General features: G+C 61.5%; 24 protein-coding genes and 2 tRNA genes. 19 read left to right on the top strand and 7 right to left on the bottom strand.

Annotation, left to right across the window (positions count from 1 at the left end; genetic code table 11):
• Window positions 1–47: 47 nt before the first annotated feature.
• Window positions 48–449 (bottom strand): DoxX family protein, encoded by a 402-nt coding sequence (locus BLW50_RS17310; protein ID WP_090704763.1) that lies wholly within the window; start codon window positions 447–449, stop codon window positions 48–50.
• 197 nt (window positions 450–646) lie between these two features.
• Window positions 647–1123, bottom strand: a complete 477-nt coding sequence (locus tag BLW50_RS17305; RefSeq protein ID WP_090704761.1) for a BA14K family protein — start codon at window positions 1121–1123, stop codon at window positions 647–649.
• A gap of 370 nt (window positions 1124–1493) precedes the next feature.
• Here BLW50_RS17305 and BLW50_RS17300 point away from each other — a divergent pair, with 370 nt between their 5' ends.
• Genes BLW50_RS17300 through BLW50_RS17290 form a run of 3 tightly spaced genes read left to right on the top strand, consistent with a single transcriptional unit; the run spans window position 1494 to window position 4089 of the window.
• Window positions 1494–2507, top strand: coding sequence for an ABC transporter substrate-binding protein (locus BLW50_RS17300; RefSeq protein ID WP_090704759.1), 1014 nt, complete (start codon window positions 1494–1496; stop codon window positions 2505–2507).
• Between the two features lie 2 nt (window positions 2508–2509).
• Window positions 2510–3310 carry an ABC transporter ATP-binding protein gene (locus tag BLW50_RS17295; protein WP_090704758.1) on the top strand — a complete coding sequence of 267 codons (801 nt, stop codon included), beginning with the start codon at window positions 2510–2512 and terminating at the stop codon, window positions 3308–3310.
• On the top strand, window positions 3307–4089 hold the full coding sequence (locus BLW50_RS17290; RefSeq protein ID WP_090704756.1) for an ABC transporter permease: 783 nt from the start codon (window positions 3307–3309) through the stop codon (window positions 4087–4089). Before BLW50_RS17295 ends, BLW50_RS17290 begins: the two co-directional genes overlap by 4 nt.
• Window positions 4090–4107: 18 nt before the next feature.
• Here BLW50_RS17290 and BLW50_RS17285 read toward each other — a convergent pair whose 3' ends face one another.
• The gene (locus BLW50_RS17285) at window positions 4108–4899 is read right to left on the bottom strand and encodes a hypothetical protein (protein WP_139267655.1); all 792 of its coding nucleotides are present in this window, start codon (window positions 4897–4899) and stop codon (window positions 4108–4110) included.
• Between the two features lie 263 nt (window positions 4900–5162).
• On the bottom strand, window positions 5163–5921 hold the full coding sequence (locus BLW50_RS17280; RefSeq protein WP_170850212.1) for an SIMPL domain-containing protein: 759 nt from the start codon (window positions 5919–5921) through the stop codon (window positions 5163–5165).
• 216 nt (window positions 5922–6137) lie between these two features.
• Between BLW50_RS17280 and BLW50_RS17275 the strand changes: the two genes are divergently transcribed.
• From BLW50_RS17275 to BLW50_RS17260, 5 genes are all read left to right on the top strand, one after another.
• On the top strand, window positions 6138–6509 hold the full coding sequence (locus BLW50_RS17275) for a hypothetical protein (protein ID WP_090704750.1): 372 nt from the start codon (window positions 6138–6140) through the stop codon (window positions 6507–6509).
• 48 nt (window positions 6510–6557) lie between these two features.
• Window positions 6558–8771, top strand: coding sequence for a TonB-dependent receptor family protein (locus tag BLW50_RS17270; protein WP_090704748.1), 2214 nt, complete (start codon window positions 6558–6560; stop codon window positions 8769–8771).
• Between the two features lie 6 nt (window positions 8772–8777).
• Window positions 8778–8903 (top strand): hypothetical protein, encoded by a 126-nt coding sequence (locus BLW50_RS31260; RefSeq protein ID WP_280141499.1) that lies wholly within the window; start codon window positions 8778–8780, stop codon window positions 8901–8903.
• Between the two features lie 76 nt (window positions 8904–8979).
• A complete protein-coding gene (locus tag BLW50_RS17265; protein ID WP_244544285.1) occupies window positions 8980–9792 on the top strand; it encodes a DJ-1/PfpI family protein in 813 nt (270 codons plus the stop codon).
• A gap of 390 nt (window positions 9793–10182) precedes the next feature.
• Window positions 10183–11538: a TolC family outer membrane protein gene (locus BLW50_RS17260; RefSeq protein WP_244544284.1), complete on the top strand. Its 1356-nt coding sequence runs from the start codon at window positions 10183–10185 to the stop codon at window positions 11536–11538.
• A gap of 125 nt (window positions 11539–11663) precedes the next feature.
• Here the strand turns inward: BLW50_RS17260 and BLW50_RS17255 are convergent, their stop codons facing one another.
• Complete coding sequence (locus BLW50_RS17255; protein ID WP_170850211.1) at window positions 11664–12587, bottom strand: LysR family transcriptional regulator; 924 nt, start codon at window positions 12585–12587, stop codon at window positions 11664–11666.
• A gap of 100 nt (window positions 12588–12687) precedes the next feature.
• Between BLW50_RS17255 and BLW50_RS17250 the strand changes: the two genes are divergently transcribed.
• Complete coding sequence (locus BLW50_RS17250) at window positions 12688–13677, top strand: Bug family tripartite tricarboxylate transporter substrate binding protein (protein ID WP_170850210.1); 990 nt, start codon at window positions 12688–12690, stop codon at window positions 13675–13677.
• Entirely contained in the window at window positions 13674–15152 is a 1479-nt protein-coding gene (locus tag BLW50_RS17245) for a lyase family protein (protein ID WP_090704743.1), read from the top strand. The genes BLW50_RS17250 and BLW50_RS17245 overlap by 4 nt, the downstream gene beginning before the upstream one ends.
• A gap of 111 nt (window positions 15153–15263) precedes the next feature.
• Here the strand turns inward: BLW50_RS17245 and BLW50_RS17240 are convergent, their stop codons facing one another.
• On the bottom strand, window positions 15264–15968 hold the full coding sequence (locus BLW50_RS17240) for an alpha/beta fold hydrolase (RefSeq protein WP_090704742.1): 705 nt from the start codon (window positions 15966–15968) through the stop codon (window positions 15264–15266).
• Between the two features lie 95 nt (window positions 15969–16063).
• Between BLW50_RS17240 and BLW50_RS17235 the strand changes: the two genes are divergently transcribed.
• The 3 genes from BLW50_RS17235 (at window position 16064) to BLW50_RS17225 (ending at window position 18747) form a co-directional block, all read left to right on the top strand.
• Entirely contained in the window at window positions 16064–17050 is a 987-nt protein-coding gene (locus BLW50_RS17235; protein WP_090704740.1) for a LysR family transcriptional regulator, read from the top strand.
• A gap of 281 nt (window positions 17051–17331) precedes the next feature.
• Window positions 17332–18588 carry a hypothetical protein gene (locus BLW50_RS17230; protein ID WP_139267653.1) on the top strand — a complete coding sequence of 419 codons (1257 nt, stop codon included), beginning with the start codon at window positions 17332–17334 and terminating at the stop codon, window positions 18586–18588.
• A gap of 74 nt (window positions 18589–18662) precedes the next feature.
• Window positions 18663–18747: transfer RNA gene (locus tag BLW50_RS17225), tRNA-Arg, on the top strand.
• Between the two features lie 100 nt (window positions 18748–18847).
• Here BLW50_RS17225 and BLW50_RS17220 read toward each other — a convergent pair.
• Window positions 18848–18921: transfer RNA gene (locus BLW50_RS17220), tRNA-Gly, on the bottom strand.
• Window positions 18922–19132: 211 nt separating this feature from the next.
• On the opposite strand from BLW50_RS17220, the gene nikR reads away from it, so the two are divergent.
• The 6 genes from nikR to BLW50_RS17190 all read left to right on the top strand — a co-directional run bounded on the left by nikR (window position 19133) and on the right by BLW50_RS17190 (window position 24503).
• Window positions 19133–19600 (top strand): nickel-responsive transcriptional regulator NikR, encoded by a 468-nt coding sequence (gene nikR, locus BLW50_RS17215; RefSeq protein WP_090704736.1) that lies wholly within the window; start codon window positions 19133–19135, stop codon window positions 19598–19600.
• A 31-nt stretch (window positions 19601–19631) separates the two neighbouring features.
• A complete protein-coding gene (locus BLW50_RS17210) occupies window positions 19632–20555 on the top strand; it encodes a LysR family transcriptional regulator (protein ID WP_280141537.1) in 924 nt (307 codons plus the stop codon).
• 375 nt (window positions 20556–20930) lie between these two features.
• Window positions 20931–21296 (top strand): Rieske (2Fe-2S) protein, encoded by a 366-nt coding sequence (locus tag BLW50_RS17205; protein WP_090704732.1) that lies wholly within the window; start codon window positions 20931–20933, stop codon window positions 21294–21296.
• Complete coding sequence (locus BLW50_RS17200) at window positions 21283–21912, top strand: hypothetical protein (RefSeq protein WP_090704729.1); 630 nt, start codon at window positions 21283–21285, stop codon at window positions 21910–21912. Before BLW50_RS17205 ends, BLW50_RS17200 begins: the two co-directional genes overlap by 14 nt.
• Before the next feature lie 61 nt (window positions 21913–21973).
• Complete coding sequence (locus BLW50_RS17195) at window positions 21974–23218, top strand: amidohydrolase family protein (protein WP_090704727.1); 1245 nt, start codon at window positions 21974–21976, stop codon at window positions 23216–23218.
• Between the two features lie 184 nt (window positions 23219–23402).
• On the top strand, window positions 23403–24503 hold the full coding sequence (locus BLW50_RS17190) for a 5-methyltetrahydropteroyltriglutamate--homocysteine S-methyltransferase (RefSeq protein WP_090704726.1): 1101 nt from the start codon (window positions 23403–23405) through the stop codon (window positions 24501–24503).
• Window positions 24504–24509 lie beyond the last annotated feature (6 nt).

The following is a 24509-nucleotide window of genomic DNA, read 5'->3' as shown; positions in this document are numbered from 1 at the left end:
GGCCGCAAAAACGCGCCGGCCTGGAAAGACGAGGCGCGTTGTTGCGATCAGGACTTCCGCAGCGACGCGTAGGCGACCACCATTAGAGCGCCGATGACGCTGATATGTTCGGTGACCAGATGGAACTCCATCGTTCGCATAGGCTCCTGCATCGCCCAGAACGGATGCGCGAGCGGAATGGTCAGGGCGGTGAACACGGCGAGCGCGCCGGCCCCGAGCCAGGTCCACTTGTTGAAGATGATCAACAGCGAGCCGATCAATTGCGTCGCTGCTGTCGCGGCGTTGAAAAATGCTGCCGGCTGCAGGCCGAAATGGGTCATCTCGCCCATGCCGCCGTTGAAGTCGATCAGCTTGGCGAGGCCGCTGCCCCAGAACATGAAGGTCAAGATGATGCGGGCGAGATACCCGAACCACGTCGCGGACAGAAGTGACTGAATGATAGACGGCATGAAGCTAGCTCCCCAAAACTATTGCTGCCGCAGCCTGCATCGCATCGCCCCAGCTTGATAGCCAGGGGCGTTGCGGCGGAATCCGTCAGTTTCAACAGATTGTCAGGGCTCAAAGCAAAAGGGCGCGGTTGCCCGCGCCCTTCTGGCACCATCTTCCGGAATGAACGGCTTGCTTCTGGAATGAATGGCCCGCGTCTTTACGGGCAGGGGTGGCGCAGACCGTCATAGCCGAGAAACGTACCGCTTCTCGGATCGTAGGAGCGATAGCGCTGCATGCAATAGGCGACATCGCCGCCTCCCGAATAGACCGGCGCGCCCGCAGCATAACCGTCGTCGTAATAGGATGAGCCGTAATAGGGCGCACCGTAATAAGGGGAGCCGCCGTAGTAATAGGGCGCTGCGAGCGCGCCGCCGATGATCGCGCCGGCCGCGAGACCGCCAATGGCCGGGCCCCAGCCGCCACCACGATAGTAGCCGCCCCGCCAGCCACCGCCCCAGCCGCCGTGAAAACCGCCGCCGCGGAAGCCACCACCGCGCCATTGCGCCTGGACGATGTTGTCGCCCATCTGGGTCTTGAGGGCTGTGTCGGGGCGCGCCACTTGCGCGGAGCCCGGCGTCGCCGCGAGACACAGGAGGCCTGCGGCCGCAGCCCCAGCTATCAGGAATTTCTTCATCGTCTTATCCCTTCTGACACCCGCACACGCAGCGCCGGCTCGCCAGCCGACGTTCCAGCAGGAATATAAGCAGGTAATCGCAGCAGTTTCAGGGCAAAAGCGCAATCGACGCCGCGATGTCGGCGCTGGGCAAGAGCTTACAGATTAGCTGCCAAGTTTGCCGCCAAGTCTGCCGCAATGCGAAAATTTGCCTCACCGCAAAGGGCCCCCAAATGGCTCCAAGGACGACACGAAGTCTCGACGCTGCCAGTGGGACATGGCAAGTTTATTGCCAGATTCTTGGCTGAAATGAGATGTTTAGCTGGTGAAACGCGCGGGCGCTATGGGCGCCTGCGGCATTCACGCGGGCTGTTGAAGAAAGGAATTCAAGATGTCGCATAAGATGGATCGGCGCCAGTTCGGCGCCTCTGCCGGCGCTTCGCTGGCTCTGTTGGCGGGCGCGGGCCGCGCCGTGGCGCAGCCGCTGCGCAAGGTGCGCTTCGTGACGCCGTTCAACTTCTCTCTGTCCTACGCCTCGGTGTTCCACGCCAAGGTCGCCGGCTTCTTCGAGCAGGAAGGTCTCGACGTCGAGGTCATCAACGGCAAGGGCGCGACGACGGCGGCGCAATTGGTCATCGCCGGCCAGGCCGACCTCGCCCGTACCGGCGGCGCCAATTACATCACCAGCCGGGTCGATGCCGGCGCGCCTTTGGTCTCGGTCGCCACCATCGCGCAGATCTCGCCCTTCTACATGGTGTCCTCGCCCGACAGCCCGCTGAAGGACGCCAAGGATCTCACAGGCAAGACCATCGGCGTCGCCAGCCTCGGCGGCTCGATGGAAGGCACGCTCAATCTGCTGCTGCGCGGCGGCGGTGTTGACGCCAGCAAGGTCGAGCGCGTGCGCGTGCCCGATGTCGCCGCGAGCTACGGCCTGATCCAGGCCAAGCGCATCGCCGGCTTCATGGCCAGCATCTCCTCGCTGGTGAAGATCAAGGCGGCCATCCCTGAAGTCATGACGTTCCCGATCGACGATGGCATCCCCGGCCAGGTCTATGTCGCGACGCCCCAGGCCTATGCCGCCAATCAGGACCTCTACGTGCGCTTCCTGCGCGCCGAGTACAAAGCGATCAACGCCATCCTCAAGGCCACCGATCTTGAGCCGATCGTGCGCGGCATCGGCAAGGCGTTCGAGGTGCCTGGCATCGACGATATCAAGACGTCGATCTCCGATCTCAAGCAGAATGCCGAGACATGGACGGCCAAGGGGCCGCAGAACATTCTGCGCAATGTGCCCGAGCAATGGGCCGAGGCGGAAAAGGTGATGAACGGCGCCGGCATGCTCAAGGGCAGTGTCGAGCCGACGGCGCTCTATGACAATGGCGCGCGCGACAAGGCGGTTGCCTGAGCATGGTGACGGCCCAATCTGAACTGCAACCTGAACTCGTCGTCGACAATATCGGCAAGACCTTCGCCAGCGCCTCCGGCCCGGTGCAGGCGATCGACCGGATCGACATCAAAGCCAAGGCCGGTGAGTTCATCAGCGTGCTTGGCCCGTCGGGCTGCGGCAAAACCACTTTGCTGCGCATGATCGGTGGGCTCGAGCGGCCGACCCAGGGCGATGTCTCGATCGGCGGCCATTCGGTGTGGAAATCCCGAGGCGGCGAAGCGGTGCGTTCGCTCGCCTTCGCCTTCCAGGATTCGCGCCTGTTTCCCTGGTTCAGCATCGAGGACAATATCGCTCTGCCGCTGCGCCTGCGTGGCGAGCCCAAGCAGAAGCGCCTGGCGCGCGCGCGCGAACTGTGCGCGCTTGTCGGCCTGCAAGGTTTTGAAAAAGCCCGGCCACGGCAATTGTCCGGCGGCATGCGCCAGCGTGTGTCGCTGGCGCGCGCGCTCGCCATCGATCCGCGCCTGGTTCTGCTCGACGAGCCGTTCGGCGCGCTCGACGCCATGACACGCGATCAGATGAACCTCGAACTGCAACGTATCTGCAAGGCGACTGGAGCCACCGTTCTCTTGATCACCCATTCCATTGCCGAAGCGGTCTTTCTGGGTGATAGAGTTGTCGTCCTGTCGCCGCGCCCGAGCCACGTTCATTCGGTGCATGAGGTCAATCTGCCGCGTCCGCGCACGATCGCCATGCAAGAGACGCCGGAGTTTCAAAACCTGGTGCGCGCCATTCGCTCCGACATCGCGGGGTATCCGGCATGACACGCAAGAGCGAAACCATCCTGCGCATCGTTCTGCCGCTCGCCACCCTGGCGCTGTTCTTCGGCGGCTGGTCCTATTACGTGCATGGCGCGACGATCTCGCCCTTCATCCTGCCGCCGCCGGAAAAGATCGGCCGCGCCTTCCTCGTTCAGCTCGCTGATCCCGGTGTCTGGCGTCATATCCAGGTGACATTGACGGAGACCCTGGGCGGCTTCTTCTCGGCGCTCATCGCCGGCGTGACGCTTGGCGCGCTGATGGCGAAACTGCCGCCGGTCGAATGGGCGTTCAAGCCGTTCATCATCGCTTTGCAGCTGATCCCGAAAGTGGCGCTGGCGCCGTTGTTCATCCTGTGGTTCGGCTTCGGTCTGGAATCGAAGATCGTCATCTCCGGCGTTCTCGCTTTCTTCCCGATCTTCGCCAACACGCTCGTTGCCATCAAATCGACCGATGCGGGGGATCGCGAGGTCTTCGCCTCGATGCGCGCCACGCCGCTGCAATCCTTCCTACTGCTTGAACTGCCCTCGGCCCTGCCGGTGATCCTCACCGGCGCGGAAGTCGCCATCGTGCTCGCCATCATCGGCGCCATCGTCGGCGAATTCATCGGCGGCAATGCCGGCCTCGGCTATCTCGCCGTGGTGCGCTTGCAGGAATTGCAGGTCGATCAGCTCTTCGGCGTGATCCTGATCCTGGCGCTGATTGGCCTGTTGCTTTACGGCGCGGTCGCCGTTCTGCGCCGCATCCTCGTGCCCTGGCATCAGTCGGCCGCGACACAGATGTGACGAAAAGGGGCGGCGCTTTTAGCGCCGCCCGCTTGCCACTGAATAGAGTTCCGCCACTTCGCCGGTGGGGATGATGAGGGTGATCTCGCTGCGATTGGACACCCGATGCGTGGTGTAGCGGCCGTAGACGAAGACGATGCGGAAATTGCAGGCCCGCGAAGCACTTTTTGTTAGGGTATCGCACCGGTCCTCGACGATCTCTCGTCCTTGGGCATTTGACACACGGCTAATATCGATTCGTGCGCCACCGCCGCTACAACGATAGTCGTTCTTGTCTGCATAGAAGCAGGACATCGTCGTCTCGATCCGCTGTCCATCCCATTTGCTGGTTTGCGCGGCAAGGTCGCGGGCAAGGAGCTTCTTGGTGGGCCCTGTCAAATCGGGCGTGATGGGCGCTGCCTTGGCGCTGAGTTCGGGGGATGATGTGGGCGTTCCCGCTTGCGCGAAGCCAGGAAGGTTTGTTGCACCGAAATTACAGGTCAAATTCCGATTGTTGGCAGAGTAAAAGGAGCTGGAAAGCGGCAGATTATTTTTGACAACATTACTCAGTGCCGCACAGACCATTGCGCGGCCTTGGTCCGTAGCGGAAGCTTCTGCAAGAGCATTGTTGTCTTCGTTGTCGCCAAAGGTCATCTGAGCCTGAAGGCCTCTAGCGACGCCATCAGGTGATTTGCATATGCGCATGACACCGACGCCTGACTTGTCGATGGCGGAGTCGCATGTCGCGCTCGCGCCTTGAGCTAATGCTCCGCAAGAAGCCCAGCCCGCGCCCAAGGCAAGCACGAGCCCGCGAACAAAATATCTCGCCATTTCCTTCCACTCCCAGCCGCAGCAACGCTAGCGTGGAATCGGCTGGCTCTCAATATGCCTGCCGGCTGAAAAGGTTTTGCTTGGCCCGCGACTTAACCATTTGACGAAACACCGGCATCGCGGTTAATTAACCGCGCTGCCGGCCGTATCTTACGGTACGGCTTGGTTGACCGTCCCGGGGCCCCTAAGTGCCTCCTGGCGTAGCCCTTCAAACCCCACGGCCACCAAACGTGGGGTTTTTGTTTTTTGCGGCGCCCGGCGCGTCAGTTCTGCACCAGTTCCCAAGTCACCGACATGGTGGCTTCCGAATCGACCATGCCCGGTTCAAGCGGGATCGGTGTTTCGCCGGAGCCGCCGGCATCGGCCGCCTGCATGCGCATGGCGGCGGGCGCGGCGCCGAAATGGACTTCGGCATCTGGCCGCTGAATCACCATGACGCGCCCGAGCTTCAGGCCCATGGCCGCAGCATAGGCCTCCGCCTCGTTCCGGGCCGCTTTCGCCGCCTCGCCGCCAAGCGCGATGCGCCGCGCCCTCGGATCGGCCAGCTCAAAGTGCACGCCGTTGAAGATATTGGCGCCGTTCTGCAACGCGCGCCGGGCGACTTCACCGGCCTTGGCGACATCGCGCACGCGCACCGAGAAGGTCTGCACGGCCATGAAGCCGCGCTGCTTGCGCGTCATGTTGCCGTTGGGCGCCCGCTCCTGATCGAAGATCGGCGCCACTTGCGATTGCTGGGTCCTGATGTCGGCATCGGTGACGCCCTGGCTGCGCAGGTCGCTGAGAAACGTCTTCGAGGCTTTCGAGGCTTCGTCAGCCGCGTCCTTGGCCGTCGGCTTCTCGACGCGGATGCCTAAATAGATGGTCGCCTGGTCCGGCTTGTCGGAAGCGCGCGCCGTGCCAGTGGTGGTGATTTGCGGGAGGCTGTCCTTAGTCAGGGTCATCTGTTGCGCGAAGGCTCCTGTTGCGATGACGGCCCAGCCGGCGAGAGCCAGGGCGCTTATGGAAATCGGCTTCAAGTTCATGGAAATTCCTTTCATCAAAACGCCGGCTCATATGACGTGGAGAAGTGGCAGGCACATGGCAGGTAAATGGCAGGAAGCGGATGAACGACACATGAGCGGCGTCGTCAGGCCTCCTGCATCGCCTCTTTTCAGGTTCTCTGCACGGCAAGATGCGGCAATTCGCCTGCGCCGACATCCTTAATTGACCGTGCTAGATTAGCGGCAAGGGGCAATGACGTGAAGCAGAAGTCCATAGGCAAATGGTTGGGAGCGCTGGCAAGCGCCGCCGGTGCCTATGCGCTTGTCCTCAATCTGTTCCTCTTCGGCATCATCTCGGCGCCGCGCGCTCAGGATGGCTTTGCCGACGCCTATGTTCTCTGTCTCACCTCGCCTGACGGGCAGGGCCATGCGCCGGATGGCAAATCCGGCGCTGTTCATTGTCCGATCTGTATCGCCCGTGGCACCGCCATCGGCCTGCCGCCGGTGGTCGTGGCGCTCGGTGCGCGCGTCGGCATCCGCCATGCGATGGGCGTCCCTGTCGCGCGCGTCGCGCCAGGGACAAAGCTTCTCCTCGCCGCGCAGCCGCGCGGCCCGCCAACTCTGAGCTGAATCCGCGCGCTCATCGCGCCTGTCCTTCTTTCAGCTCTGGAGTTTTCCATGTCGTCCGTGTCACAGCGGCCACGCAGCCTTTGGCTCGCGTCCGCAGCTCTTTTCATGCCTTTTGCGGCGCTCGCCCAGTCGGGCTCTGAATCTCTGCCGTCCGTCACCGTCGATGCGCCGCAACGCGCCCGGCCAGCCCAGCGTGCCGCTCGTCCAACCACAGCTGCGCACGCACCGCGTGCTGCAACTGGACAGCGTCAGCGCTCAGCCCCTGTCGCAGCCGCCGCTGTTCCCGCGGGCCGCTCCGTTGCTGGGTCGGTGGCGCAGACGCCTTCTCTCACCGCGCCCGGTACCGCTGAGGCGCAGCGCGAAGCGGCGCAAGTGCCTGGCAGCGTCGTTGTCATTCCGGCGGAAAGCTATCGCACCTCGACACCGTCCAACACGATCAAGGACATTCTCGATTACGTGCCGGGCGTCTTCGCTCAGCCGAAATGGGGCGACGACACCCGGCTGTCGATCCGTGGCTCCAGCCTGTCGCGCAATTTCCATCTGCGCGGCGTACAGCTCTATATGGACGGCATTCCCATCAACACCGCCGATGGCTATGGCGATTTCCAGGAAATCGATCCCACAGCCTATCGTCATGTGGAAGTGTTCAAGGGCGCCAATGCTCTGCGCTTTGGCGCCAATTCGCTCGGCGGCGCCATCAATTTCGTTACCGCCACCGGCCGCGATGCGCAGCCCAATGGCATCAGCGTCGACGGTGGCAGCTTTGGCTTCCGCCGCCTCCAATTCAATCTCGGTGGCACGCAGGGCAATTGGGACGGCTATTTCACCGGCTCGGCGCAAGGCGCCGATGGCTTCCGCAACCATAGCGAGGGCTCGTCGTTTCGCGGCAGCGGCAACATCGGCTACCGCGTCTCCGACGATGTCGAAACCCGCTTCTATTTCAACGCCAACAGCGTGCGCCAGCAGATCCCAGGCTCGGTGACGCGCAACGCCGCGCTGACGTTCCCCACGGTGGCGGCGCTGGGCAATATCACCGGCGATCAGCAGCGCAACATCGACACCCTGCGCCTCGCCAATAAAACGACGCTACGTTTTGACAAGACGGTGGTCGATTTCGGCGTGTTCTATGTGAACCGCCACCTGATGCACCCGATCTTCCAATATCTCGACTATCGCTACAATGATTACGGCGGCTTCGTGCGCGCCACCGACGATCGTGAGATCGGTGGTTTCCGCAACCGCTTCATCGCCGGCGTCAATCTGCACAACGGCACGATCGACAACCAGCAGTTCGCCAATTTGGCTGGCAACAAGGGCGCGCTGCTGTCGTCGTCGCTGGACCGGGCGCAGAACACCACGCTCTATGCGGAGAATAGTTTCTATATCCTGCCGAACGTCGCCCTTGTCGCCGGTACGCAATTCGTGCGCGCGACGCGCAGTCGCGAGAACAGGTTTGCCAGCCAATCAGGCTCGACCGATTTCAATTTGTGGAGCCCAAAAGCAGGACTTCTCTGGAACGTGACATCGGCCTGGCAGGTCTTCGCCAATGTCTCACGCAGCGCCGAAGTACCGAGCTTCGGCGAAAGCTCTAGCTTTCCCGCGCCCGTCATTCCCTGGACGAGCATCCGGCCGCAGCGCGCCACCACCTATGAGATCGGCACGCGCGGCCGCACGCCCGATCTCACCTGGGATCTTGCTGTCTATCGCGCCGACATCCGCAACGAACTGCTTTGCCTGTACAGCGCCTTCGGCAATTGCAACGTCACCAATGCCAATGCGACGTATCACCAGGGCGTCGAAGCAGCGCTGGGCGCGACCTTGCTGAAGAACATCCTGACGCAGTCGGACAAGCCTGACCGGCTCTGGCTGAACCTCGCCTATACGTTCAGCGACTTCCGCTTCCGCAACGATCCGCTCTACGGCAACAATCAATTGCCGGGCGCGCCGCGTCACTATCTGCGCGCCGAATTGCTTTATAAGCATCCGAGCGGGCTCTACGTCGGCCCCAATCTCGAATGGGTGCCGCAGGCCTATTTCGTCGACAGCGCCAATACGCTGAAGACACAGGCCTATGCGCTGATCGGCCTGAAAGCCGGCTACGACAATGGCGGCAATTGGTCGGCCTATATCGAGGGGCGCAATCTCGCCAATACCAAATATATCGCCAGCGCCAGCATCCTCGACAAGGCAACGGCCGCTTCGCCGCTGTTCGAGCCGGGCACCGGCCGCGCGATATACGCGGGGCTGAAATATCGATGGTGAGCTGACGTGGACGCGAGACGCCGGGCTATCGTCATCGTGATGATCGGCTCGATCGTGCTCGGCGTCTGTGTCTGCGGTTTGCGCGGCCTGCAGCACATGCAGGCCGCGGGCCGCGCCTTGATCGAAAAATGAACGGGCGTTTGCCGCGCGAACATTTCCGCGCCGCATGATCCAAAAATGCATCAACACATTGACAGGAGATCTGCACATGCAACCGATGGAACGTCGTGCCGTTTTAACCTTGGGAGCCATGCTGGCGGCGGCAGCAACTGGATCGGAGGCGCTGGCGCAGAGCCAGTCCGCGCCGGCGAGGTCTATGCCGGAGGTCCCGCCGGATGCCCCCAAGGTTGCCATGCTCGTTTATCCCAAGATGGTGGCGCTCGATCTCATCGGGCCGATGACTGTTTTCAATATTCTGCGCTTCAATGTGCAACTGGTCTGGAAGGACAAGACGCCTGTCGCCACCGACGTCGGCATTCCCATTGCGCCGACGCAGTCGTTTGCTGAATGCCCGAAGGACCTCGACATCCTCTTCGTGCCCGGAGGGATTTTGGGCACGGTCGATTGCATGAACGATGAGGATGTGTGCGCTTTTCTGGCTGATCGCGGCGCCCGGGCGCGTTGGGTGACCGGCGTTTGCACGGGAACACTCGTGCTGGCGGCGGCAGGTCTGTTGCGCGGTTACAAAGCCACCTCCCATTGGGCGGTCACCGATCTATTGCCGCTCATGGGCGCTGACTTTGTCGAAGGTCGCGTCATTCAGGATCGCAATCGCCTCACCGGCGGTGGCGTCACGGCCGGGATTGATTTCGGGCTCACCTTGGCTGGGCTGATGAAAGGCGAGGAGGCGGCGCGACGCGTTCAACTCCTGATCGAATATGCGCCGGCGCCGCCCTTCAACAGCGGCACGCCGCGTGAGGCGGGACCGGAGCTTGTCGCTGGTCTGCGCAAAGCCAGGAGCGCGATGGACGGCCGCGCCCGTGAGGCTGCGGAGGCGGCTGCCAAAAGATTGGGCATTTGAGGTCCGGCTGCTGCGCCGCTGTTCGAACCGGGCACCAGCCATGCGATTGATGCCGGGCTGAAATAGCGATGGCGTATGCCGCGCCGTGACGAGTTTACGTCCGGCGATGGATTGCAACTCCAAAAATGTCACATTCAAGTGGCTGTTATTCGGTTGTCTGACTATATGTTGTTGCTGCTAAGCTTCCTGGGCGGGGGCGTCATCTGCGCCGGCTTCGGCCGGCGCGCTACTCATCGATGGATACACCTGCTAGGCTGGGAGCACATTGAATTGAATCGCTCTGGACACAATCATATGCACGTCAGAAGCTGGCGCATTGGTCGGTCGGATCGTCCCCCCGTCCACGCAAACGAACTGAGAGTTGCGCCTATTGGCTTACTCTTAGGATCAGTGATTTCTGCCCTGGCCTGTATCGCTCCAGCGAATGCGGAAACGATTTCCAGCGCTTTGGCGCGCGCCTATGTCAACAGTCCTGATATCAATCAGCAGCGTGCAGCAACGCGCGCCACGGACGAGAACGTGCCGAAGGCCACGTCCGGCTATCGTCCGGTCATCACCGGGCAGGTGCAGGGTGGTATTCAGTATCTCGGCACCAATGGGACCGGCACATACGGCGTCGGCCCCACCATCCAGACGCATACGACGCCAGGCACGTTGAGCTTGGGCGTGACGCAGAATATTTGGAATGGCAATCGCACCATCAATAGCGTGCGGCAGGCCGATTCCCTGGTTTTGAACGCGCGCGAACAATTGCGCTTGAACGAGCAGGCGCTGCTCGCCAATGCCGCCGCCGCCTATATGAACGTGCTGCGCGACACCGCGACGCTCGATCTGAACAACAACAATGTCGAGGTGCTCGCCGAGCAGCTCCGGTTGACGGAAGGCCGTTTCAAGATTGGCGAGTTGACGCGCACCGACGTCGCGCAGGCGCAAGCCGCGCTGGAGGGGGGACGCGCCAGTGCCATTGTCGCGCAGGCGACCTTGCAAGCCTCGCTGGCGGCTTACCGGCAATATATCGGGGTCGAGGCCAAGAACCTCGATCCGGCGCGCCCGCTCAATCGCATCGTCCCGCGTTCGGTCAACGATGCCTTGAACCGCGCGCAGTCGGAACATCCGTTGATCCAGGCGGCTTTGCACAATGTCGATGCCGTGGCGCTGTCGGTGAAGATCAACGAAGGCGCATTGATGCCTTCGGTTGATGCCGCCGCTTCCGTCAGTCGCGCTTATGAGCAGCTGGGCATTCCCGGCATGCATTCAACGACGGCGTCCCTCACCGGCACGTTGACCGTGCCGTTCTATGATGGCGGCGTGACCTATGCCTCGATCCGTCAGTCGAAAGAGTTGCTCAGCCAGGCTCGTCTGCAGGCCGATCTGCAGCGTGATCAGGTGCGTGCCCAGGTCGTCTCCGCCTGGGGCCAGTGGGAAGCCTCGGCCCGCGTCATCCAATCGACCCAGGCGGCCGTTCGCGCCGCTGAGATCGCCCTGAACGGTGTGCGCGAGGAAGCCAAGGTCGGCCAGCGCACGACGATCGAGGTGTTGAACCAGCAGCAGGCGCTGCTGCAGTCGCGCGTCAATCTGATCTCGGCGCAACGCGACCGTGTGGTCAATTCCTACGTCCTGTTGTCGTCCACCGGCCAGCTCTCGGCCCAGTCGCTTGGCCTGCGCGTCACGCCCTACGATCCGGGCATTCACTACGATCAGGTGAAGGGCAAGTGGTTCGGCACCCGCACGCCTGATGGGCGCTGAGCGCTGATCCCAGGGACGCGTGGCGGAATATCAAGAATTGCCTGAAGCCTCGGTGTCTCTCGGACGAGCCGCCGCCGGGTTCCCATGTCGTAGACTGCTGAGAGGCCTGAAGGCCGAGACGGTCCTCAGTCTTTAGGCTTCCACTGCGGTCCAAACGCCTCTGGCCCGGCGCGCACCATTTGTGCCAGAAGGTCGGCGAAGCGCTGCGCCGCTGGGGTTTGTGGCGCGCCCACCGGATAGATCAGGCCCAGCGGCGAGGGCGGCATCTCGGGCCAGGGGCGGATCAGCGTTTGCGCTGAGTGTGACGCGGTGGCCGTCATCACGTCGGCGATCGTAATGCCGATGCTGCGATTAACGAGCTCGCAGGCGGCGCGCACGGTTTGCGTCTCGACAATGGTGTTCAGGCGCAGCCCCTGCCGCGCGAAATAAGCGTCAAGCGTGGTCCGCAGCGGCGTGTTGCGCGCCAGCGCAATGAACGGACGCTCGCAAATGTCGGCCGCTGTGAGGGATTTCTTGCGCGCCAGAGGATCGCTGCGCGGCATGAAGATCGTCATCGGCACCTGGCCGATTTCCTCAACGCGCACGCCCAGCACATCGAAGGGCAGAACGGCGATGCCGATGTCGAAATTGCGATAGGTGACGATGGCGCCCAGCGCGTTGCGCGAAACGATCTCCAGCGCAAAGCGCAGATCGGGCTGCTCCCGGCGCATGTGCGCCATTGCGATGGGCACGATGGAATAGGCGGCGTGCGAGGGCGCCAGAATGCGCAATTCGTCCGAGGCCTGCCGCCTCAGATCGTCAACCACATGATCGACACGGTCGAGCCCATCGAGCGCCCGGCACACTTCGTCATAGAGCTTGATCGCCCGCTCCGTCGGCGCGACGCGGCGGCCCGCGCGAATGAACAGCGGAAAGCCGATCTCGGCTTCCAGTTCAGCGATCGAGCGGCTGATCTGTGGCTGCGCCCGGCGCAAGGCCGCGGCGGCGCTGGTGATGGCGCCGGTTTCCATGACCGCCCGGAAGGCGCGAAGATGACTGGTTGTGCTCATGTATATCGCCAATGATATGTATCCATGAAAATTACGTATTTTCTGTATGGATAGACAAGCCCTATCTGTGGCCGCCATCGAAAAGGGGCGGGAGGGCCACATGTCGTTTGGGGCGAAATCAGCGTTTTTGGCGATGGCCATCTGTGGCTGGAGCGGATCGGCTTTGGCACAGGACGTCTATCCCGCGCGCCCGATCACGTTGGTCGTGGCCTATCCGGCTGGCGGCGGCGCCGATATCACGGCGCGGGTTGGCACGCCGTTTCTTGAGAAATATCTCGGACAGTCCATTGTCGTCGAAAACATTGGCGGCGCCAGCGGCGCGATCGGCGCCATGAAAGTCGCCACCGCCACGCCCGACGGCTACACGCTGCTGTTTGGGACGACCAATGAAATGATCGTCACGCCTCTGGTCAATCCGGCGACGAAATATCGCGTCGCCGATTTCGAGCCGGTGGCGCTCATCGCCCGATCGACGGCCATTCTTTTTGGCCGCACCGGATTGCCGGCCAATTCGCTCGATGAACTGATCGAATATGGCCGCGCCAATCCCGATGGTCTGTCGCTTGCCCATCCCGGCGCCGGCACCTTCCAATATCTGGCGGCTGTTCTGGCCATGCAGAAGGCCGGATTGAAAGTACGTTACGTTGCTTATCGCGGTGCTGCGCCGCTGCTTCAGGACATTGGCGCCGGCCATGTCGATCTGGCGGTGGCGGTTCTGGCTTCCGTCGATCAGCAATTGAACACCGGCCAGATGAAAGCCTTTGGCGTGCTGCGGGCCGAGCGCGATCCGCTGCGTCCGCAGACGCCGACGGTGAACGAGGGCAAATATCTGAAAGGCATCGATGCGTCGTTCTGGACGGCGCTGTTCGCGCCAAAAGGCACGCCGAAGGCGATCGTCGACAAGCTGAACGCAGCGGTGATGGCGATGAATGTCGATCCGGCGACGCTGGAATTGCGCAAAACATCGATGGAAACGCCGGCAGCCGCCTCGAGCCCGCAAGCGTTCGGTCAATTCCTCAAGCAAGAGACGGACACGCTGACTGCCGTGGTAGCGGCCGCTCATGCTGCGACAACGGAGACGCCGCGTTGAACCTGCTCCGCATGCCGCCAGCCGATCAGCCGCCAGAGCCCGACACCTTCCATTGGTTGGTGGAGATGAACAAGGCCTCGGCCGTGATGCTGGTCGAACGCGCGGTGATCGCACCGGCGCTGGGTCGCACTATTGCCCAAGCGATCGCTGAGGTCGCAGCGCAGGGTGCGCAGCCCGGCGGCGCGCGTCCGGGTGATTATCTCGAGTTCGAAAAACGGCTGGTCGCTATCGCCGGACCTGACGTCTCGCGCCTCCATACCGGGCGCAGCCGGCAGGATCTCGGCGCGACTTTGCAGCGGCTGGCGCTACGGCACGAGTTCCTGCACGTCTTCGCGCGTTTGAACGCGGCGCGCGCCGCGCTGCTCGATCTGGCGGCACAGTATCCGCACGCCGTCATCCCCGCTTACACCTGGGGCGTGCAGGCGCAGCCATTGACGCTCGGCCATTATCTGCTCGGCTTCCTTGGCGCGTTTGGCCGCTTGGCCGAACGCATGCGCGAAGCTTATCCGCGCATCAATCGCTCGCCCTTCGGCACCGCCGCCATGGGCACGTCGAGTTTCGATGTCGATCGTTTACAGCTGGCGGAACTGCTCGGCTTCGATGGCCTGGTCGAAAACTCCTTCGATGCCGGGCAGATCGCGCCCATCGATCTTGGCGCGGAACTCGCGGGGCTCGCCAGCTCCTGCGGCCTGACGATCGGCGCCTTCGTCGCCGATCTCACCACGCAATATGCGCAGACGCGCCCCTGGCTGTTGCTGATGCCTGGCGCGCAGACCGGCGGCAGCAGCATCATGCCGCAAAAGCGCAATCCCTTCGGCCTGACCTTTCTGCGCGGCCGCGCCAGCCGCCTGATCGCCTCGGCCCAAGCCTTCACGCTTGCCGCCCACAATGTCGCGACCGGCATGGGTGACTACAAACCCTTCATCGATCCAGAACAGGGCAACCAGCCCCATGCCACGGTTGAACTGATGGCGCTGGTGCTCGACAGCCTGACGGAGATTGTCGGCACGCTGCAGTTTGATCCCGCCCGCGCCCGGCAGGAAGTCGACAACGAATATGCGACGATGACCGAATTGGCCGATGTGCTGCAGCGCGACGGCAACGTGCCGTTCCGCATCGGCCACCATTTTGCGGCCCGCTTGGTCGATCATCTGCGCGCGAGCGCGCAACGTTCGAGCGAGATCGCTTTTGCTGAGGCGCAGCGCATCTGGCGGGACGTCGCGGACGAGCTGAATTTCGAAATCCGGGCGTTACCGCTGTCGGAAGTCAGCTTCCGCCGCGCGCTCGATGCCGACCATATGGTGCAAGCGAGCAAAGGCATCGGCGGCCCGCAGGCTTCTGAGGTGGAGCGGATGCTCGGCGCGGCGCGGTCAGGGATCGATACGGATCGGCAATGGCAAAAAGCGCGCGTCGAGAATTTGGTCGGCGCGAAAAAAGGTCTCGAAGATTACTTTGAACGTCTTGCCAGGTCTTAGATACAAGTCACAATCTTAGATAAGCGTCGTATAGAGCGACGTGTTGAAAGCATGAAAATGCCACCAGCCTTTACGTGCTGGTGGCATTTTCGGTTGCAGAAATCGGAAGCATTAAGCGGCGATGCGCTGCGCGGCCTGTTCGATCAGATCGGCGACGGCCTGCGGCTTCGAGACGTAGATCGCATGGCTACCGGCGGCTTCGCTCACGGTCGCACCGGCGCGTGCTGCCATCTGGCGCTGGGCCGGAGGCGGGATCATCTTGTCGTCGGTTGCCACGAGATAGAAGCTCGGCTTCGACTTCCACGCCGGTTCGGTCACGGCCCCGGCGAGCGCTTCCACGCCCCACGGCACTTGCGAGTCCGCCATGAAGCTCGCCTGAGCTTCGCTGACATCGCCGGCGAAGGCGTCACGGAATTTCGTGCGATCGAGGAAGAGGAAGCCGTTGACTGGCGGCAGGATCGGCGGCACGGGCGCGCCGGGCGGCGGGTTGGCGATCAGGGTCTGAACGGACTCGCCTTGGTCGGGCGCGAAGGCGGTGATGTAGACGAGGCCGGCGACCTTCGGGTCCGTGCCGGTCTCGGTGATCACGACGCCACCATACGAGTGGCCGACGAGGACCACGGGGCCGTCCACCTGGCTGATCGCGAGCTTGGTCGCGGCGACGTCATCGGCGAGCGAGGTCGTCGGGTTTTGCACGATGCTGACCTCGTAGCCGTCCTTCTTCAGGATCTTGTAGACGCCTTCCCAACCGGCGCCATCGACGAAACCACCATGAACGAGAACCACTGTGGGCTTTGAAGCTGCAGTCTTAGACATCTTAATCTCCCTTGGCTGAGGTCCTCGCGGACAATCCGCATCGACCTGACGCATTCTTCTTGCCAGAGAGAGGGATAGTTGTTTAGTTCTGTTATATGGAGATACCCCTAGGCAAACAGCTAGGCCAGAAGTGGATGGACCGGGTCGGTCGCCGGGTGAAGCTGCGCGACCTGCATATCGTCCTGGCCGTGGCCGAAGCGGGCAGCATGACCCGGGCCGCCGAGCAGCTGGCCGTGTCCTATCCCGTCGTCTCGAAAACGATTTCGGAGCTGGAGCGCAATCTCGGGGTCAAACTGTTCGACCGCAGCATCTCAGGTGTCGAGCCGACGCATTATGGGCAGGCGCTTCTCAAGTCCGGCGTCGCCGTGTTCGATGAGATGCGCAAGGGCCTGCAAGTGATCGACGCCATTCGCCAGCCCGATGCCGGCGACCTGCGCATCAGCACATCCATCGTCATCGATTCGGGCATCTTGCCGGTGATCCTCGAGCAATTCGCGCGCGACTATCCACGCGCCATCCTCCACATCTTTCACGAAGACATCGCCACCCAGCAATATGACAAGCTGCGCGATCGAAAAGTTGAGCTGGTCCTCGGCCGTCAAAGCGTTGATCTGAACGAGCCCGATCTCGTCGCCGAAACGCTTTTCGATGAACCCAATGTGGTTGTCGCCAGCACGGACAGTCCGTGGGCGCGACGCCGCAATATCGCGCTCGCCGATATGATGCAGGTGCCCTGGGTGCTGGCGGAACCAGGCAGCCTGGCGCGCTCGCTGCAAGACGAGACGTTTCGAATGAGCGGCGTCGAACCGCCCATCGCAACGGCGACGACGGTGTCCCTCCACCTCTATATGCGGCTCATCGCCACCGGCCGTTGGGTCGGTCTCGTCCCGTCCTCGGTGATGCGGTACGGAAGGCCCAACATGCCGATCAAAGCGCTGCCGGTGGCGCTTGCATCACCGCCTGCACCTGTCGGCATCGTCACTGTGAAAGATCGCACGCTCACACCGCTTGCAGAGCGGTTTTTGGAATGCGCGCGCAAGATTGCGGGCGCGAAGGCGGTGAAGAGCGTGGTCGGGCGCTAAGCAATCTCGATTCGAAGTAGTGGAGCGGGCGAAGGGAATCGAACCGAACCCTCGTATGAAGCTTGGGAGAAATCTTGAGGCTTTTTGACCCGCTTTGCTAAGGATAGTGATGCGTTACGTAGAATTATTGGGCACAATGATGTTCTCGTCGAAAGGTCGTCAGCATGAGCTTAACAAAGCGCGCAAAAGAGGAGAGCTTGGCCTCTATTCTTCCTCCGAAGGCAGACTAACGTCATGTCCTGCATTGGCGCTAAATTAATGTCGGGAGGTGACCGACTTTGGTGCAACCAGTAGATCGTGACATTACGCGGCTTCTTGTATCCGAAACCCTGACATTTGAAGATATCAAAACTCTCATGCAGGGCTGCCGCTACTACCCCGACGACCATAGTAAGGTGTTTGAGTACGCAGATACGCTTTTGCCCGAGGCTTCGGACTATCTCCAGCCTCATACATTGCACGCACTGGTACGCGCCGACATTACGGAAATGGAAGCGGCCCTACATCTTGAGGAAAACAAGGTATTCTTTCACCAGCTTGCAAATTTGCTGCCGTCGATAGCCAGCTTCTTTAGCAAGGAAGCTCGCCTTAGAAATGCGCGCGGGCTCGTCGGCGCCATCGACAGTTGCCGCAATGACTTCAAGTTCAGAGCTACCTCCGCGAGACGCGACCGCCAGCTTCGTGAAGCAAAAGAAAAACTGAGACGCGCAGCGAGCCTTGTACGCGAAGCAGCGTCAGCGCTCGACGAGGCTGAGGAGTACTTTAAAAACGACTATGATCGCTATCGTTCGGCTTACTACAAGCTCGAACCTGGCCCTTTGCAATTTTTGAGCGACCTAATCGACGAATTGCGGGTGTGCGTGGGCGTTCTCGATATTCAGCACGAGGTCGCTGACATTGAGCCGGAGAAGCTTCTTCTGTTCGGAAACGACCAACGGAGGGACCTCGTAGAGAACGTTTACCGTATGTGCTGGGCGTGGGACGGCCCGAAGCTAGTCACGACTCCGGGCTCAGACTTTTCTGCGCTATGCAGTCTGATGTTTGAAGCTGTCAGCGGGCGTTCTGACGAAGGGTTGGCCGGTGCCATCAATCGATATGCCCGTAGTGAGAGTCGGAAGCAGAAGGACCACTTTGAGGAGAATTATGACCCTGACGATAACTTTCAAGACGTGAAGGAGCAAATGCAATTGAGCGTGAACACGATTGCTCTGTGCAAGGGCATCCTTCAGAAACCTAGCCTCTCAGACATCGCACTTCAGCTGCTGAACGCGCGCATCAAACACGAAGAAAAAAGCTACGAAGAGGCGCAAGCCAAATATGGGCCTCGGCAAGTACACATCGACCAAATGACCGAAGAGCAATGGAATGGTATGCTCATGGAGGCGATCAGCCGATGGAAGCCCGAGCAAATCGACAGCCTGTTCGACATGATTAGGAACGGCAAATCGACGGCTACTCTCGATATCGAGCATGGACAGACGGTGCGGGCCGCTCGCGCCAACGGAATCGACATTAAATCCGAAAAAGAAGAAAATTAACGTCAATTTCCAGGAACCGAAAAAGTTGCCGTCAACTTCGAGCGCTTCCATCCGCATACATCATTGAGCGCGCCCGCAGCGTAGCTCAACTGGATAGAGCCCTCGGTTTCTACATACTCTCTGGCCGAGGAGGTGCAGGTTCGAATCCTGCCGTTGCGTCGGCGCAAATGCACTTTATTTACATGCGTCGATCATACATTGCGCTCTATCGGCAGCACGATAGCGCAGCTGTGTCCTCGCTTGCAGGATGAGGGCGGAATGGAGCGGGCGAAGGGAATCGAACCCTCGTATGAAGCTTGGGAAGCTTCCGTTCTACCATTGAACTACGCCCGCGCGCGGCGACGATAGCCATAGCCGGCTGATTTGCGCAAGATGGCGGCGGGGTGTTCGGCGGAAATTCAGTCAAGAAATGGTCCGGAAAATATCCCGAAACGGGCTTCCTCGGCCGGGCCGGGGGCTGGTGCCCTTTGGCGCGCCGTTCTGCTAGAAGAATCCCGGTCCAAAACACCGGCCTGAACGCCGAAAATGCCGCCCGGAGACGAATATGCAGCGCCTCACCATCAGCCTCGACGATGCCATCGCCGCCGCGATCGATACCTTCATGGGCAAGAACGGCTATTCCAACCGCTCCGAGGCGATCCGCGACCTGGTGCGCGATGCCCTGGTGCGTGCCGAGGGCGCCGGGGTCGAGACGCCGGAATGCGTCGCCGCCGTCAGCTATGTCTATGATTATGACGGCCGCGATCTGGCGCTGCGCCTCGACAAGGCCCAGCACGACCACCACGACCTCACCATTTCCTCCATGCGCACGAGGCTCGATCACCGCAATTGCATGGAGGTGACCCTGCTCAAGGGGCCAACGGCCGAGGTGCGCAAGCTGGCCGAAAACACCATCGCCGAGCGCGGCGTGCGCTTCGGCCAGATCAACATCGTGCCGATGGTGGCGGGCGGCCATCGCCACAGCCACGGCGACCATGGCCACAGCCACAGCCATTCAACCCCGGCGCTTTAAATAAAGGCGGAGACAGACCCGGGAGGACACCATCAATCTCCGTCAACTCGGCTATTTTATCAAAGTGATCGACGCCGGCACGATGACGGCGGCGGCGGAGGCTTTGCATCTGGCGCAGCCGGCGCTGGGCGCGCAGATCCGCCAGCTCGAAGAGGAGCTGGGCGTCGCGCTCATCCTGCGCCATTCGCGCGGCGTCACCGCGACGCCGGCCGGCAAACTGCTCTATGAACGGGCGCAGCGCATTCTCGGCGAAGTGGAGCAGGCGGCGCGCGATGTGCGGGCGCTCAATGCGCAAAAGCAGGAGCATCTGCGCCTCGGCGTCAATTCGAGCATGGTGATCATGCTTGGCCCCGACATTCTGATGGATGCGGAAAAGCGCCTGCCCGATCTCGCCATCAGCCTGGTCGAAGAGCGCACGCCCGTGCTGCTCGATGCGCTGGCGCACGATCAGGTCGACATCACCTTCCTCTACAATATCGACGACCGGCCCGACCTCGTCCGGCGCGCCTTGCTCGAAGAGGATCTGCTGCTGGTGACGGCGCCCGACAAGCAGCCGGCGAGCGAAACCGTCAGTTTCGCCGAGGCGCTGCGCTATGATCTGGCCATCGGCGGCGAACGCGGCATTTTACGCCACATCGTCGAAACCGAGGCGCGGCGCCTGTCGCTCAACGTCAACGTCGCCTACGAAGTGCATTCGATGTTGACCATGAAAACCATGGTGGCGCGGGGCACGGCGGCGACGATCCTGCCTTACAGCCTGGTGTCCAAGGAGCTGCGCAGCGGCAGCCTGGCCGCTCGGCGGATCGACCGGCCGGCGCTCACCTGGACGCTCTATGTCGCCCGCCGCCGCAATGCCCGCTCGGCGCTCGATGATGCCCAGGTCGACGCCCATATCGAGCGCCTGGTGGAAGCCATGTTGGAGCGCACGAAGCCCTGGGCCCGCCGCCTGACTTAGCCGGAATGGGGTTCGCAGCCTCGGTGTCATCAAGCGCTGACAGAATGCGTCGAAACCTCGGTGTCATCCCGGACACGCGCAGCGTGATCCGGGAACCAGGGGCGAGTGGTTCAGCCTTCAATCGCGGTTATGTCGCGCGCTTCAGCGTGTCGCGACAGGCACTCGTCACGCGCCCCTGGTTCCCGGATCGCTTCGCGTCCGGGATGACACCGCGCTTTTGCTTGATGCTGCACCGCAAAAAGGCATGGACTGAATTTAGACCAAAGAAAAACTTTGGCCTCCTGGACATGGATTGTTTTGGACATCCGTCGCACCAGGGCGATACTGCTCCCCAATCGAAAGCCCCCCAGGGGAAAGTCTAGGGAGAGATTAACAATGGCTGAGCAGTTCGTCTGCAAATCGTCGGAGTTCAAGAACGGCGAGCGCCAGATCATCCGCCTCGGCGAGGACGAAGTCGGCGTGTTCAAGCATGAGGGCGAGTATTTCGCCTATTCCAATTATTGCCTGCACCAGGGCGGTCCAGCCTGCGAAGGCCTGACCATCGCCAAGGTCGAAGAGCATCTGCGCCCCGACAAAAGCTCGATGGGTCTGTCCTTCTCGGAGAAAGACATGAACTTCGTCTGCCCCTGGCATGGTTATGAATATGACATGCGCACCGGCTGCCACGTCGCCGACAAGCGCATCCGCCTGCGCAAGTATCAGGTCATCGAGAAGAGCGGCGATGTCTATGTCGTCGCGTAAAGCGCCGCCGCCGGCCCGCTCGGTGGCCAAGTCAATTTCAGCCAAGGCAACTCGGGCCAAGGCAACTGCGGCCAAGCCGCCTGTGGCCAAGCCAACTGCGGCAAAGGCTGGGAAGAAAGCCTCGTCGAGCAAGGCCATCGTGAAGAAGGTTGCGGCGAAGAAGGCGATGGCTGAGCCATCGGCGGCCGATAAGACCGCCTTCGCCAAAGCCATGTACCAGGGCATTCAGCCTGGCACCGAGGCGGCGCGCTCCGTCGCGCGCAAGAAGAACGGCGGCGACGCGCCGCAAGTCGAAGTGCTGCGCAAGATTCCAGCGCCCGTCGAGATCGTCGAGAACGAAATCTCGGCACGCGCCGTGGCTCTCGCCCAGGAAATCGAGAAATCCTTGCGCGACGGTGACTTCGAGAAATTCCAGCCGCATGCGCAGCAGGCGCTGATATCAGCCGTGTGCCGGCTCTACAGCGCCAATAACGATTTGGGCCATCGCTTTGGCGCCATCGGCCAGCCCTCCGCGGTGAATGCCACCGATGTGATGGTGCTGTGCGGGGCGCTGTTGAAAGCGGTCGATCTGCAGGTTTTCGAACTGGGGCTCTGGCAGAGCTGGAGCTCGCGATAAGTTCGAGCGGATGGATTGAGCGATAAGATTTGGGCAAAAAGATTCTGGGAAGGACTACGCCATGGATTTGATTTCTGATCGCGGCCGTCGCGTATCGGTTGAGGAACTGAACACCAGCAAACTGCTGGCGCATGCGGCCAAACAGGCCCGCGACCGCAAGTTCGAGGATGTGCTGATCGTCGATTGCGACGCCCATCATTATGAGAATGAACATCTCTCGGAAATTCTCCCCTTCATGGAGAATGAGGTTTTCAAGCAGCTCGCCATGGCCGCCGGCGCCAAGGGCAGCCGCGGCTCCGTCATGCCCGGCACCTTCGGCTATCAGGACATGGGCGGTCGCGTGACGCGCTATCCGCTGCGCGCCTCGGAGAAGACCGAGAACCACCGCGTCCGCGACGTGCAGATCGGCGAGCGCTGGATGGACGCCATGGGCGTCGATTACTCCTGCCTGTTCCCGACGGGCATGCTCAACATTGGCATGCATCCGCAGAAGGAAATGGAATTCGAACTGTGCTGGGCCTATGCGCGCTGGGTGACCGAGAAGGTGATCCCGGACACGGGCGGGCGCATGTACACCATGCTCTGCCTGCCGTTCAGCGATCCGGATGGCTGCCTGCGCATGGTCGAAACCTTCGGCGGCCGCAAGGGTGTCGGTGGCTTCATGGTCACCACCGTGCGCGAGCGCATGCCGGTCTATGACAATGCCTATATGAAGGTCTATCGCGCCATCGAGGAGCGGGGCCTGGCGCTGGCCTTCCACTCCGGCCCGAACTGGGGCAGCCAGACGTTCCAGAGCTGCAACCGCTTCATCGCCGCCCATGCGCTGGGCTTCAGCTGGTACAACATCCTTCACTGCACCAATTGGGTGGTGAACGGCATGGGCGAGCGCTTCCCGAAACTGCCGGTGCTCTGGATCGAAGCGGGCCTCGCCTGGATCCCCTTCCTGATGCAGAAGCTCGATCACGAATATCTGCTGCGCCCGTCCGAATGCCCGATCCTGAAGAAAAAGCCGTCGGACTATATGCGCGACATGTTTTACTCGTCGCAACCGATGGAAATCCAGGACATGGGCGCGCTGGAGACGACGTTCCGCATGATCAATGCGGAAACGCAATTGCTCTACGCCTCCGACTATCCGCATTGGGATTTCGATCTGCCATCGACGATCTGGGATCTGCCCTTCGTCAGCGAGAAGGCCAAGCACAACATTCTGGGCGGCACCGCCGCGCGGCTGTTCAATCTGCCGCCGCGCAACGAAGGCCAGAAGCAGAACCTGATCAAGTATGGTAATCTGAAAGCGGCCTGATCCCAGCAAATCGCGTTTCGAATGAAATGCGGTTTGTCGGAGATCAGCTGTACTGACTGGCCCGCTTTTCGGAGCGGGCCTTTTTGTTGAATGCCTCCAATTCGAGATCGAAATTTCTGCTTTGACCCTTAGCCTTGCTTCAGCAAGACTATCCTCCTGTCCCGCAACGCACTGGGAGGATGCCATGCAACGCTCAAAGCCACCGTTCCGCGCCGATCATGTCGGCAGCCTGTTGCGCCCTACGGTTCTGCGGCAGGCGCGCGAGAAGCGCGCGGCGGGCAGCATCAGCACTGAGGACCTGCGCAAGGTCGAGGATGCGGAGATTCTCAAGATCATCGCCAAGCAGGAAGAGGTCGGCCTGCAGTCGATCACCGACGGTGAATTCCGCCGCAGCTGGTGGCATCTCGATTATCTCGAAGGGCTGAATGGCGTCGAAGGCTATGAGATGACGCAGGGCGTCGCCTTCTCTGGCATGAACACGAGGCCCAAGGGCATTCGCGTCACCGGCAGGGTCAGCTATACGCGCCATCCCATGCTCGATCATTTTCGCTTCGTCCATGACCACACCAAGCGCACGGCGAAAATGTGCATTCCCTCGCCGTCAGCCATCTATGGCCGCACTGGCCGCACGGCGGTGCCCGAGGCGGTCTATCCGTCGCTCGACAATTTCTTCGCCGATCTCGGCGCCGCCTACGCCAAATCGGTGCGCGATTTCGCCGAGGCCGGTTGTCGCTATCTACAGCTCGACGAGGTCTATATCGCCATGCTCTGCGACGAGAAATATCGCCAGGCGCTCAGGGATCGTGGCGACGACCCCGAGCGCATCGGCCGCGCCTATGGCGATCTGATCAATGCCGCCATGTCGGATATTCCCGACGACATGACCGTCACCATGCATCTGTGTCGTGGCAACTATCGCTCGACCTTCATGGGCGAGGGCGGCTACGAGCCGGTGGCCGACATTCTGTTCAATCGCATCAAGGTGCACGGCTATTTCATGGAATATGACAGCGACCGTGCCGGCGGTTTCGAACCGCTGAAGATCGTGCCGAAGGATCGCTCGGTCGTGCTCGGCCTCGTCACCTCCAAAACCGGCAAGCTCGAACCGAAAGACGAGATCAAGCGCCGCATCGACGAGGCGACAAAATATATCCCGCTCGATCAGCTCTGCCTGTCCTCGCAATGCGGCTTCGCCTCGACCGAGGACGGCAATGTGCTGAGCGAGGACGAACAATGGGCCAAGCTGCGCATGATCGTCGATGTCTCGAAAGAGGTCTGGGGGTAGAGACCG

Source organism: Beijerinckia sp. 28-YEA-48 (assembly GCF_900104955.1).
Lineage (GTDB): Bacteria > Pseudomonadota > Alphaproteobacteria > Rhizobiales > Beijerinckiaceae > Terripilifer.
This window is presented reverse-complemented; position numbering and strand designations above follow the sequence as displayed.